This is a genomic window from Xenococcus sp. PCC 7305, assembly GCF_000332055.1.
Taxonomy (GTDB): Bacteria; Cyanobacteriota; Cyanobacteriia; order Cyanobacteriales; family Xenococcaceae; genus Xenococcus.
In genome coordinates this window covers 1-12976 of record NZ_ALVZ01000070.1, presented here as the reverse complement: position 1 = coordinate 12976, position 12976 = coordinate 1, and the positions used below count along the sequence as shown (strand labels likewise).

General features: G+C 38.1%; 13 protein-coding genes. 5 read left to right on the top strand and 8 right to left on the bottom strand.

The window, feature by feature from the left end; genetic code table 11:
• Nucleotides 1–700: 700 nt before the first annotated feature.
• Nucleotides 701–1129 carry a response regulator gene (locus XEN7305_RS02105; protein WP_006507677.1) on the top strand — a complete coding sequence of 143 codons (429 nt, stop codon included), beginning with the start codon at nucleotides 701–703 and terminating at the stop codon, nucleotides 1127–1129.
• Here the strand turns inward: XEN7305_RS02105 and XEN7305_RS02100 are convergent.
• The 6 genes from XEN7305_RS02100 to XEN7305_RS02075 form a co-directional block, all read right to left on the bottom strand.
• A complete protein-coding gene (locus tag XEN7305_RS02100; RefSeq protein WP_006507676.1) occupies nucleotides 1116–1481 on the bottom strand; it encodes a Na-translocating system protein MpsC family protein in 366 nt (121 codons plus the stop codon). The two genes, XEN7305_RS02105 and XEN7305_RS02100, sit on opposite strands and share 14 nt — an antisense overlap.
• A 153-nt stretch (nucleotides 1482–1634) precedes the next feature.
• Nucleotides 1635–2030 carry a DUF2294 domain-containing protein gene (locus XEN7305_RS02095; protein ID WP_006507675.1) on the bottom strand — a complete coding sequence of 132 codons (396 nt, stop codon included), beginning with the start codon at nucleotides 2028–2030 and terminating at the stop codon, nucleotides 1635–1637.
• A gap of 310 nt (nucleotides 2031–2340) precedes the next feature.
• Entirely contained in the window at nucleotides 2341–3108 is a 768-nt protein-coding gene (locus tag XEN7305_RS02090) for a ChaB family protein (protein WP_006507674.1), read from the bottom strand.
• Nucleotides 3109–3176: 68 nt separating this feature from the next.
• Nucleotides 3177–3716, bottom strand: coding sequence for a Dps family protein (locus tag XEN7305_RS02085; protein ID WP_006507673.1), 540 nt, complete (start codon nucleotides 3714–3716; stop codon nucleotides 3177–3179).
• 125 nt (nucleotides 3717–3841) lie between these two features.
• Nucleotides 3842–4738 (bottom strand): YihY/virulence factor BrkB family protein, encoded by an 897-nt coding sequence (locus XEN7305_RS02080; RefSeq protein WP_006507672.1) that lies wholly within the window; start codon nucleotides 4736–4738, stop codon nucleotides 3842–3844.
• 79 nt (nucleotides 4739–4817) lie between these two features.
• Nucleotides 4818–5696, bottom strand: a complete 879-nt coding sequence (locus XEN7305_RS02075; RefSeq protein ID WP_006507671.1) for a M48 family metalloprotease — start codon at nucleotides 5694–5696, stop codon at nucleotides 4818–4820.
• 199 nt (nucleotides 5697–5895) lie between these two features.
• On the opposite strand from XEN7305_RS02075, the gene XEN7305_RS02070 reads away from it, so the two are divergent.
• Together XEN7305_RS02070 and XEN7305_RS02065 are read left to right on the top strand one after the other, a co-directional pair.
• Nucleotides 5896–8235 carry an ATP-binding protein gene (locus tag XEN7305_RS02070; RefSeq protein WP_006507670.1) on the top strand — a complete coding sequence of 780 codons (2340 nt, stop codon included), beginning with the start codon at nucleotides 5896–5898 and terminating at the stop codon, nucleotides 8233–8235.
• A 6-nt stretch (nucleotides 8236–8241) separates the two neighbouring features.
• Nucleotides 8242–8700, top strand: a complete 459-nt coding sequence (locus tag XEN7305_RS02065) for a response regulator (protein ID WP_006507669.1) — start codon at nucleotides 8242–8244, stop codon at nucleotides 8698–8700.
• A gap of 51 nt (nucleotides 8701–8751) precedes the next feature.
• Here the strand turns inward: XEN7305_RS02065 and XEN7305_RS02060 are convergent, their stop codons facing one another.
• Nucleotides 8752–9231 carry an SDR family oxidoreductase gene (locus tag XEN7305_RS02060; RefSeq protein WP_006507668.1) on the bottom strand — a complete coding sequence of 160 codons (480 nt, stop codon included), beginning with the start codon at nucleotides 9229–9231 and terminating at the stop codon, nucleotides 8752–8754.
• A gap of 44 nt (nucleotides 9232–9275) precedes the next feature.
• Nucleotides 9276–9530, bottom strand: a complete 255-nt coding sequence (locus tag XEN7305_RS02055) for a hypothetical protein (RefSeq protein ID WP_006507667.1) — start codon at nucleotides 9528–9530, stop codon at nucleotides 9276–9278.
• A gap of 357 nt (nucleotides 9531–9887) precedes the next feature.
• Here XEN7305_RS02055 and XEN7305_RS02050 point away from each other — a divergent pair, with 357 nt between their 5' ends.
• On the top strand, nucleotides 9888–10595 hold the full coding sequence (locus XEN7305_RS02050; protein WP_006507666.1) for a rhomboid family intramembrane serine protease: 708 nt from the start codon (nucleotides 9888–9890) through the stop codon (nucleotides 10593–10595).
• 100 nt (nucleotides 10596–10695) lie between these two features.
• Nucleotides 10696–12861, top strand: a complete 2166-nt coding sequence (locus XEN7305_RS02045) for an MFS transporter (RefSeq protein ID WP_006507665.1) — start codon at nucleotides 10696–10698, stop codon at nucleotides 12859–12861.
• Nucleotides 12862–12976: the final 115 nt, after the last annotated feature.

Genomic DNA, 12976 nt, shown 5'->3' with positions numbered 1-12976 from the left:
GGTGTTGCTGAATCCAGATATGAATTTGTCTCGCGCAAAGGCGCAAAGACGCAAAGAAAGAAGCAAAGAATATTAGTCTAAAATTCTTTCATGTTTTAAATCAGCAACACCGTATTTTCAATTAACAAAATATTTTATTTAAGTTAAATTTTCAGCACTTCAGTGCAACAGCATCCGTTTAAGAGGATGAACAGTTCCCTTCATTCTCTTATTGGTAGGAATGTTTATTTTGACAGTAATCAACAGTAATCAGCTTGATTTTTATTGCAAGAAGTGTCATTATCCTCATGCTCAATCTATTTGGGTTTGGTGCTGTGTTACTCTCGCGAGTTGATACAGTGCAACCAGACAAGATCCACAAAAGATTCGGCCAATTGGAGGGATTCACTGTGTAACCTGTGCAACCTTTGGAGGGATAATGAGAAATATAAGACGCAAACCAGAGCTCTACACCAGTGAGATAACCGTACTTAAATAAAGTTAAGAAATTTTGAAAATCCCAGTAATTTTGACTACCATGAATATAAGCCTGTAAAACTATAGAGGTAAACCTTTAAATTTTTCTAGCTTAAAATCTACTTTCCTCAGTTGAGCAAAGAGTAAAGTTTTTAACCTAGCTAAATTCCAGAGCCAATCTTTCATAGGTGCTTTTATATCACTTTGAGAATGCTTCGATTAAAAAAAACCATTCTTTAAGATAATGCAGTTACTAAAAATGATAGACGGCTCTGAAAGGCAGTGTGAATTGTCCCAAATATATAAACCTTTGATCTTAATTGTAGATAACGATTGCGATAACTTATTTTTTGCTAGCTGTGTTATAAAATCTTTGGGAATGCGCTATTTAGCTACTGATAATGGGGAAGAATGTTTGAGGTTAGTCTATGAACTATTGCCTGATCTTATTCTGTTAGATATTGTGATGCCTAAAATTAATGGTCTAGAAATTATTGTCACAATTAGGCAAACTGAAAATATCTCTCATATTCCGATTATTGCAGTTACAGGATTGACTAGACCAGAAGATATCGCAAAAATTATTGAGGGCGGATGCGATGACTATCTTGTAAAGCCTTATTTGATAGAAGATCTAGAAGAAAAAATTCATCGTTACCTCAAATACTATTAGGTTTAAATTCAAAAATAGCGATCGCTCCTGTCAGATTGTTATCGATAGTAGTGTCGCTCAAAAAATCTACTACCTTAATATCAAATACTTCTTCAATGATTTCTTGAATTTGCGATTGCATTACATTATCTATGACTTCTCTGACTTGATTTGCTAAATAAATGCGGTCATTATTCCTCAGTACTTTTTCTGGTGAAGTAGTTATGCCCTCTAACATGACTACTAGAGTATGGTCAAATAATTTGTAAGAAACTTTGTCAAGTTTATGCTCTAGCCGATCTTGATAGGCATCTCTAATTTTTTGAGAAAGTAAGTTTTCGATCTCTTTAGTTCTGATGACTTTTTTATTCATTTACAGGACCAAAAAACTATTACAAAAGAAAAATTGTCTATAATTATATTTACAGGGCTATTAATTACAATTATACATAATTCATAACTACTAAAGATATCTTAAAGTAATCTTCGGAATAAGTTACAAGTTTTTTCCTTGAAGTTTTCTTTTCTAATTTTTTACTTTAGAGTTACCTTCCGGGTTACGTACTTTAGGAGCTTCATTTAAAATAGCGATGATTCCTGTTCGTCCAGTATCAAGAGTTGCATCACTTAATATATCTATAACCGTAACTTGGGCTATTTTTTCAATCAACTCTTTCAGCTCTGGCCGCATAGAATCATCGAGATTAGTACGTACTTTCTCGGCTAGATCGTTTTTTCCTTCTTGTCGTAAAATTTGTTCGGCACTAGTAATAGAATCTTCTAAAATCACTGCCAATTTGGTATCAAACAGTTGACAAGTAACTTTAGAAGGTTTGTGATCTAAGTGACTACGATAGAATGCCTGAATTTTCTGAGAAAGTTCTCTTTCTAATTGACCCCGAGTTAATAAACTATCGACCATAATTACTATCCTCCATATTTAGACTACTATTTCTAAGCTGATGGTTAATCAAGTTAAAAAGTAATAGTGTATGCGGATAATTCTATCAGTCAGATGGCTCAATTTTTATTCATAGATTATAAATCTATCTAGAGCAAGAAAGCAGAGGTGCTTCGGAGCGAAAGAAGTTTTCCACTCTATTCCTTGAATTGGAAACAGCCCTCTCTCAAAATTAGATTTTTTTCACTATCCAATATAACCTACAACTAAGTGGAACAATAGGAAAAAACTTTACAAAAACAGGAAGAAAAAGACCTCTTTTAATTAGTCCTTAGACAATTGTTTTAGCCTTTGACCAAACGCCGTTTTCGTCTTCGTCATACTTATCTTTGATAATCGCCCAAGCCTGTTGCTCGGCTTTTGTCTCATCATCAGTCCCGTCAAGAATCGCATTGTAGCTGGCGATAAAATCTTGTTGCGCTTCTGATGATAAATGGGAGCGAATTTCAGGAGAGAGATCTTCTACTCCGTTGCATTTACCAGGACAAGGACGAGGTAAAGTTGATTCATTGATGTGAATTTCTTCGCCACCAGCACTTTCGATCAATAATTGGTATTCTCCTGATTTCGCCGCGGGAACTTCCACCATGAGTAAAAATTCGCCTGCTTTGACTCGCGTTTCGTAGATTGTGGCTTTTTCTTGGGGCATTCCTAAAGTGGATAAAGCTGAAGCCAAGCCTGCACCAGCACTACCGGCGATCGCACCTGTAGCCGCACCAAGAAGTACCGAAGTTATAGGTCCAGCGGCTACGACAGAACCGATAAAAGGGATAAATAATACTCCGACACCAGTAAAAAGACTGAGAAGAGAGCCAAATAGGGAGCCGAAGACTGCACCTGTGCGTAAGCCACCGAGGATGACATCTTTTTTTGTGATAAAGCCAGCAATCCGAGTTTGCGACTGGAAATTTTGACCCATGACGGAAATATGGTCTTGGGGGACACCACGATCTATCAAACGACGAACAATATTATCTACTTGTTGTTCTGCTTGAACTACTGCGGTAATTGTACGTTCTGCTTTGTATTCTTGTGTCATATATTTTAAATTCTCCTTAATAAACTTATTATTGAATGGATTATTGTGATCATCGAAAATAAAAAGGATTAAACATCAACAGTAGGTTTAGTTTCTTTCCCTACGCGATCGCCACTACTATTTAAATTTTCTCCTTCGATGAAAGAACGAAGCATCCAAGCCATTTCTTCATGCTGTTCCATCAACCCTGTTAGGAAATCGGCTGTTCCTTCATCTTTATATCTATCACTGCACATACTGATATCTTCTCTGAGATAGCGAATTATGGTTTCGTGGTCTTGTACTAAACGAGCTACCATTTCATTAGCAGAGGGCAAATCATTGGGATGCTCTTGAAGGGTGCTGTATTGAATAAATCCTGCGGCTGTTCCTAGCGGGTAACCTCCCAAGGCTCTAATTCTTTCTGCTGTGGCGTCTATATTAGCAGTCAAGCTATTGTAATGTTCCTCCCAGAGAGTATGTAAGGTACGGAATTGAGGCCCGACGACATCCCAATGGTACTTTTTAGTTTTAATTAAAAGTAGATAAAAATTTGCCAGATCGCGATTTAATAACTCGATCGCGCCGTGACGTTGTTCTTCTGTTAATCCAATATTTAACTTAGGCATAAAATAATTTTGTTCGTGACTTCAATATTATTAGAACAGTTAGACAAGCGATCACGCATCGGTAAAAAGTAAGAATTAAGCTAAAACTATCCTTCTTAAGGAGTATCCAGAGAGAAAGAAAAATATTATCGGTCTGTAAAAAAGTGGGAAACTTCCGCATGTTTATCAGGGCGAATTGTTCTACCATGTTTACGAGCATAAACTTGGGTGAATTCTGCCCCAAAAAGGAGAATTTGAGCCGAATAAAATACCCAAGCCAGAAAGATAATCAGCGAGCCAGCCGCGCCATAAGCAGAACCTAAACTACCTTTTCCTAGATATAAACCAATCAAGAATTTACCTAAGGTAAACAGCAAAGCAGTAATGATAGCTCCTACCCAAACATCTTGCCAGCGAATCTTCACATCAGGAAGATATTTATAAATTAGAGCAAACAACAACGAGATCATCCCCAAAGAAATTGCCAAATCCAGTATTCGCAAGAGGAAAATCCAATCTGGAATTAAATTCACTTCCAGATTGCTTATACCAGAAAGTATGGCACTAAAGACTAAAGAGACTAACAATAAAAACCCGATCACCAGAACCATACTGAAAGATAACAAGCGTTTACGAATAAATTGCCAAACTCCTCTATCTGATTTAGGCTTAATATCCCAGACCGTATTTAATGCTTCCTGTAGTTGAGCAAAAACTCCCGATGCACCAATAAGTAAAATTACCAAACTGATGAGGGATGCGGTACTGCTTAGTTGAGGCTGATTGGCGTTGGCTAATCCGATTTCGATCACCTGTGCGCCCTGTTCCCCTACTAGGTTATTAATTTGCTGAATTATTTTCCCTTTAGCCGCGTCCTCACCAAACACAGCACCAGCGATCGCGATCGCAATGACGAGTAGAGGAGTAACGGAAAAGACAGTATAGTACGCTAAAGCAGCAGCCAACAAAGAAACCTTATCTTGCTGCCACTCGCGAAAAGCTTCTTTTAATAATCTAAAAATTGGTTTAATTCGGATTTGCATTAATCAAAAAAATCTCATAACTGTCCGCAATCATAAAGCTGAAGTTAGGCGATCACATCTAGCTAGAGAAGTAATCTTGTCAAGTAGAAGCAAGATTCCGCTGTTGTTTAGCTAGTTCCTGGAGTTGACTTACTCTTGCTTCAGTTGGGGGATGGGTACGGAATAGAGATTCTAACCCTCCAGCGGCAAAAGGATTGATGATCAACAATGGCTCAAAGGCAGGATTGCCATTCATAGGCACTTGTCTGCCTACAGATTCTAGTTTTTGTAGTGCACTGGCCAAAGCTAGAGGCTGTTGGGTAATTTCAGCAGCGCCTCGATCTGCGGAAAATTCGCGAGTCCGAGAAATTGCCATTTGAATTAAGGTTGCAGCGATCGGTGCAACAATAACTAAAATTAACATTCCAATCGGGTTGCCACCCTGGCGATCGTCGCGACTTACAGGACCATATAACGCGCCAAAGGTCAGCATTTTACCGAGGAAGGTGACTGCACCACCCAAAGTACCTGCTACGGCTTGAGTCAAAGTATCACGATTTTTAATATGAGTTAACTCATGGGCGATTACCCCTGCTAATTCTTCTTTGTTTAAAATTTGCATAATTCCCTGAGTCACTGCCACAGCAGCATGTTCAGGATCTCTTCCTGTAGCGAAAGCGTTGGGAGTTTGTGTCGGTACTACACATACTTTAGGCATGGGTAAATCTGCCTTGTTCGTTAAATCTGCTACTAGATCGTAAAGTTCTGGTGCCTGGTTGCGGTCGATTGGCTGGGCTTGGTAGGCGGCAAGGGCTACCTTGTCGGAATAAAACCAAGAGCCAAAACTTCCCATAGCGGCAAAAAGCAGACCAATTAAGGCTCCTTGTTGGTTCCCTGTTGCCCAGTAGCCACCTAAGACTAATAGCCCGCTTAATAAGCCTAAAAGGGCTGCGGTTTTAATTTGATTACCTTGAAACATAAAATTAACAAAAGTTTAACTAAAATTAGGTGATAGTTTTATTTTTTGACGAAATAAAAATCAATTAAGCTATGTGTAGCTTACAATGCGTAAGTGATTTAGCTGATCTATCTCAAGACATAATTAATTTGATAGTAATAACAGTATCCCTAGCTTTATAATGGATTTTCAAGCCACAGGTCATAACTCTTAAACTTTAATGTCTTCAGAGCTAAACTCTCTAGAATTTCTCTCTTCAATTACCACTGATGTCGATCTTGCTAACTGCTATCTCGCGGAACGCGAGGCACTGTGCGATCGCGAACCAATTCATATTCCTAATTTAATTCAACCTCATGGTGTTTTATTGGCAGTTTCCGCAACTGAATACCAGATATTACAGGTTAGTCTCAATACAGCTGAAATCTTAGGAATCGAATCTCAAAAATTATTAGGTAGATCGTTGAGTGAATTTCTGGGAGAAGAACAAGTAACAGCAATCAAAAGTTGTTTGTCTGAAGATTTTGATAATATTAATCCTTTGCCAATTCAGATTAATCGCGACGGTTTAACTACTAGTTTTGATGGGATTGTTCATCGCAATCAAGAGATCATTATTTTAGAGCTAGAGCAAACTCAGCCCAGTGAAGAGGTTGATTTTTTCAATTTTTATAAATTAGTTAAAAGTCCTGTTAACAAGTTACAAAGTACTAATACTTTAGAAGAACTATGTAATGCGATCGCCAAAGAAGTCCGGCAGATCACAGGATTTGATCGCGTGATGGTTTATCGTTTTGATCAAGACGATGCGGGGACAGTCATTGCCGAAGCGAAAACAGCAGAGTTAGAACCGTTCTTGGGCTTACACTATCCTGCAAGTGATATACCTAAACAGGCAAAATATCTCTATACTCTCAATTTTCTTCGTCTAATTCCCGATGCTGCCTACGAGCCGGTAGGGTTAATACCTAAATTAAATCCTCTGACTAATAAGCCTCTCGATATGAGTATGTCAGTGTTGCGTAGTGTCTCTCCCCTGCACACTGAATATTTGCAGAATATGGGAGTAGCCGCTTCAATGTCCATCTCCGTGTTAAAAAATAAACAGCTTTGGGGTTTAATTGCTTGTCACCATAACTCACAAAAAAAAGTTCCCTACGAAATTCGTACTGTATGTGAGTTTATTGGACAAATAGCTTCCTTTGAATTGGCAGCTAAAGAAGCAAATCAAAATTTGGACTACAAAATGAAGCTCAAATCTATTCAGTCTCAGTTTGTCGCCACGATCTCACAAGCAGAAGAATTAGTCACAGGGTTAACGCAAAATCCCCAAGAATTATTAGATTTAGTCGGTGCTGTGGGTGTTGCTCTATCTTTTGGAAAAGATCTCACCTTAATTGGGGATACTCCAGATAAAGAATTTATTACCAAAATGCTTTCTTGGTTAGAAAATCAATTTACTGAAGAGGTAATTTATAACACTAATTCCCTAGGACAGATATATCCTGCGGCGAAATCCTATAAGACAGTTGCCAGTGGCTTGTTGGCCCTATTAATTTCTAGAGTTCCCAAAACTTTTATTATTTGGTTTCGTCCTGAAGTGATCCAAACGGTAGATTGGGGAGGAAATCCCCATAAACCTGTAGAGCTAGATGAAGAAGGAACAGTAAAAATGTCTCCTCGTAAATCTTTTGCCAAATGGCAAGAAACCGTACATCTCAAATCTTTACCTTGGAAAGCCTGTGAAATCGAAGCCGCTCTAGAATTACGCAGTTCAATCATCGGTATTGTTCTTCGCAAAGCAGATGAACTATCCCAAGTGAACCAAGAATTAACCCGCAGTAACATCGAACTTGATGCTTTTGCCTATATTGCATCCCACGATCTCAAAGAACCACTGCGAGGTATCTATAACTACTCTAGTTTTTTGCTTGAAGATTATGGTGAGATTCTCGATCCAGCAGGGCAAGATAAATTGCATACTCTAATGCGCTTAACCCGTCGCATGGAAGATCTAATAGAATCTCTACTTCACTATTCTCGTTTAGGTAGAGCAGAACTACAAATGCTTCCTGTAGATCTTAGTACTTTAGTTGCAGGAGTATTGGATGTTATTAAGGCTAGTGCGAGAGATACCCAAGTACAGTTTAAAATTCCTCGTCCTCTGCCGATCATAAATTGCGATCGCACCCAAGTTAACGAATTATTTACTAATTTAATTAGTAACGGGATTAAATATAATCAAGCAACTGAAAAAATTATTGAAATTGGTTATTTAGATAGTGATCACCCCATTGTCATCAAGAAAATGGGAGAATATCCCGATAATACCCCAGAAAAAACTATTTTCTATGTCAGTGATAATGGGATTGGTATTCGTGAGCGACATTTAGAATCCATTTTTCGCATTTTTAAACGGCTACATGGTCAAAAAAAATACGGTGGTGGCACAGGTGCTGGTTTAACTATTGCTAAAAAAATTGTTGAAAGACATGGCGGCGAAATTTGGGTAAAATCTGTCTATCAAGAAGGCAGTACCTTTTACTTTACTTTGCAATAATTGTCGATGAAAGAACTCAACCAAAAACCATTATTAATTATTGAAGATAGTGATGAAGATTTTGCAGCTTTAACTAGAATGATGGCAAAAGCTCATGTTCCTAATCCTGTATATCGCTGTGAGGATGGTGAAGAAGCACTTGATTTTTTGTATCATCAAGGAGAATACCAAGATGAATCTCTCGCACCCCGCCCTTCTTTAATTATTTTAGATTTAAACTTACCTGGTACTGATGGGAGAGAAGTCTTAGCTGAAGTAAAACAAGATCAAGATTTACAAACAATTCCCATAGTTATTTTTTCGACTTCTTCTAATCCTAAAGATGTTGATGCTTGCTATCGTTATGGAATTAGTGGTTATTTGGTTAAACCTATGGGCACTGATCGTTTAAATGATTTAGTACAAACTTTTCTAAAATATTGGTTTCAAGCAGTAGAGTTACCAAATTCAGGAATTAGTATCTAGTTTTTTGGTTCCTGAAATTAGTAGTTAAGATAAATAAACTTGACAGTAACTTCAAGCGGACAATTGTCCACCCGTTACGTCATACAATGCGCCAGTGACAAAACTACTGTCAGAAGAGGCTAAAAACACATAGACAGGAGCTAACTCTTCTGGTTGTGCTGCTCGTTGCATAATACCGTCAGTATCGTAATTATCTACTTTTTCGACGGGCATGGTTGCAGGAATATTAGGAGTCCAAACAGGACCTGGGACAACAGAATTGACGCGAATACCGCGATCGCCTAAGTTTAATGCCAAAGACTTGGTTAAAGTATGTACTGCTCCTTCCATGGCGTAGGCGATCGCCACTGCACGACCAATCCCAGAATCACCACCAGTAATAAATGCAACTTTGTCGGTTAACTTATTAGCAGGTTTATAATTGGATAGATCACTATCGGGTTGGGGAGTCATATCTCTTTGAGAAGCTGGATATTCTAGCTGCTGTGGTGGAATGTCATCGGGAGTTGGACGATTTTCTGTAGTTTGCATTGTGTTGTGAATTTTTTTAATTTAACTAAAAGTCTGATTTTTTCCTAACTAGTTTGGTTGTTAATTTCAACTACTAAAGGATGTTCACTAATTACTTTGCTTTCTCCAGAAGCAATAACTTTAGTTTCTGGCGTCACAACTTCTTTTTGGGTATCTTCTTCTGGAACTAGATAATCGGGACTTTCTTCTATCGGTCTAATTCCCGCATCTCGGAAAGTATCTGCAATGTCTAAAGTCCCTTCTTCTATAGGACGAACTCCATCTTCGATAAAAACTTTACTATCATTTTGCTCTGACATAATCTTTGATTCCTCTTTAACTAAAAATTTTTGACATTCCCATTTTATTTAATATTTTCTTTATTTTTATCTCTCTTTGGTTGTATATTAGAAAAAATTTTTTTCTGCACAGGATGAAGTTGAAAACAAATTTAATACCTTAGTCGGATCCGAGAAAGATTAAAAATATTGCTTTAGTTAGATATATCTAAAGATGGTTTTGAGGTTTGATATTTTTAGTAAAAGATAGTTTTGCTCTAAAACTTTGGCGATTAAAGCTTTAGCCATAAGAACCTTAAGAACCTTTTGGGAAATACAGAGGACTTAAAGGTTGTGCAAAGGCAGAAGACAAGAGAATGTTAATTTAAAGATAACGATATGATTCCCTTAAAAGATGAAAATCCAATCCAAATTACACCCTATGTCACCTATACTTTAATTGCGATTAATATTCTGGCTTTTGGCTACGAATCTAGCTTAAATTATTCTCAGTTAGAGGGGTTTTTCCATATATTCGAGATCGTGCCTAAAGAATTAACAGCCAGTTTTCACGGAATTTCAACCAATCAAGGCATCCCAGAGATTTTCACTCTCATATCTTCACAATTTTTACATGCTGGATTAGCCCATATTGGCTTTAATATGCTGTTCCTTTATATTTTTGGTAACAATATCGAAGAACAGTTAGGCAGAGTCAAATATCTCTGTTTTTACCTACTTTGTGGAGTCTTAGCTGGCCTAGCTCAATGGTATTTCTCAACTATGTCTGAGGTTCCCTCTCTAGGCGCTAGTGGTGCGATCGCAGGGGTCATGGGAGCCTATATCTTAAAATTTCCCCAGGCCAAAATTGTGACAGTCGTTCCCTTAGGATTTTTCTTCCCTTTATTGAGAATTCCCGCATTGTACTTTCTCGGCTTTTGGTTTCTAGAGCAAGCTTTTAACGGCATCGCCTCTTTTGAGGTTCAAGCTGCTGTAGGAATGGATAATGGTGGAGTTGCCTATTGGGCTCATGCTGGAGGATTTATCTTTGGTGCAATTTTAGCTCCGTTGTTGGGGCTATTCGCTGATGATGGTAAGCAATACTAAATAATGAAAATCGTTAATTTATTCATACCTTACCGTTTCACGACTGGGAACAATTGTTAATTTTAACTATTAATTAAAAAAATTATCTAACAAAAGAAATATGTTTTTAGCACAAATACCTGTTCAAACTGAGCCTAATATTGAAGCAGTGCAAGATGCTTCTTTTCTGTTTAATGGACCCCAGTTCTTCGCTGCTCTAATTGCTGGGGTAGTTTTGGCTTTTGCCTTCCAATTACTATTTACTAATTTTGCTGTTGCTGCTGGGATTTCTCTGGTGGGCAATAATTTCGATTCATCTCAGACTGATGATGATGCTCTAGAATTCGGTAGCACAATTAAAAAAGTGGGAATTGCCGTAGGTTTAGGCACATTATTTAGCGTGACCCTAGCTTTGTTTCTCGCTTGTATTTTAGCTGTGAAGCTAGGCTTTTTTATCTCCCCCCTTTCAGGTGCGATTGTAGGGTTGGTTATCTGGGCAACTTTTTTTGTTCTGATGACGCTATTTAGTTCTAAAGCCATTGGCTCACTATTGGGTTCGGTTACTAATACCGCAACTTCTGGGATACAAGCAATTCTAGGTACGGCGACTGCGGCTTTAGGTGCTGATGCTGCTAGCCAAAAAATTGTTAATACTGCCGAAACTGCGGCTGCCGCAGTTAGAAAAGAATTGGGCATGGCCATCGATCCTATTGCTATGCGCGAGAACGTTGAAGACTTTTTATATTCTGTTAATCCCTTGGATCTGGATCTAAATAAAATTGCTCAGGATTTTGAACGGTTGTTAGAAGATGAAAATCTTCAGGAAATTGTCGATAGTGACAGTATAAGTCAGATTAATCGCAGTACTTTTGTTTCGTTAATCAGCGATCGCAGTGATCTTTCAAAAAAAGATGCACAACGTATTGCCAGCAAATTAGAGTCTGTCTGGAAAAAAACTACCGATAAATTAACACCTTCGACTAATCCTCTCAGTGATTTTACCAACTATATTAAAACTGCCACCAAGGAAGAACTTCTGGGAAATGACTTAGGTAGTAAGATCGACTCTTTGATCGATGAAATAGGCAAAAAATCTGGTTCTCCAGCGATTAATCCCCTGACTCAAGCTACAACTTTAGGGTTAAATAGTTTAGTCAGCATGGTAATGGGAAGAACCGATCTCAGCGATCTTGATGTGGATAAGATCGTTAAGCAACTACAAAAACTCCAAGGACATCTGAGTGAACAGACTGAGACGGTAACATCTCAACTAGGATTTACCGATACGGCAGAAACTACGATTAAAAAAGATATCAAAAATTATCTTCTCAATAGCTATCCTTGGCAACTCAAACCACAAAATCTTGATCGTGAATTTCGTAATTTGATTTACGATCCTCAAGCCGATCCTCAAGCGGTAGCTAGGGAATTGAGAGATATTAACCGTGCCGATTTTGCAGAAATTTTGCAACAAAAAGGAATTCTGACTCAATCTCAGATTAGACAGATTACTAACCATTTAGAAAATATCTGCCTAGAAGTCTTGGCGACGGCTCAAGCGGCTCAGGAACGAGAAAAAAAGATTGAATTAATGAAGGAAGTCGAAGAATATTTGACCACTACGACCAAAAAAAATCTCATTGGAGAAAAAATTCAAATCGAATTCAAACCAATATTAGAGGACTTCGAAGCGACAGAAGAAGAATTAACTACTCGTTTAGCAGTTTTGGATCGCTTTACTTTAATGAGAATGCTGGAATTGCGCCGTGACATGGATGAAATTGCCGCTTCGGCGATTGCCAATGAATTAGAAATCGCACGAGATCAAGTTTTAGAAGCAGCACGTCAAGATTTTGGTCAAGCAAAAGCGATCGCCGAAAGACAATGGCTCAAAGTTCAGTCCTATCTGAGGGATACGGAACGAACAGAACTCAATCCCGACGGGATCAAAAAAGAATTACAACTCCTGCTTCGCGATCCTCAAGCGGGAAGTTCGGCCTTAAACTCAAGATTAGCTCAATTTGATAGAGATACTTTAGTTCAGTTATTATCTCAACGACAAGATCTTACTGAAGAACAAATTGATCATACGATCAATACAGTAGAAGCGCTCTGGAAACGCATGAGCCAGGCACCAGACAAATTGGTAGGCAAAGCCCAGGAGCAATATGAACAAGCCTCCTCTGCGATCGCCGATTATTTGCATCACACGGGGAAACCCGAACTTAATCCTGAAGGAATTAAACAACGTGAGTTCGACGAAAATTTGAGAGAAAAGAAAGGCTGACATTGTATACTCATAATAAGCAGAATTAGAGAATCTCAGCTAATTTTATGATGACATCAAGATTAGATATCACAGCAATTTTTTGCGACGTAGATGATTTTTGTCTCCAGTGGTC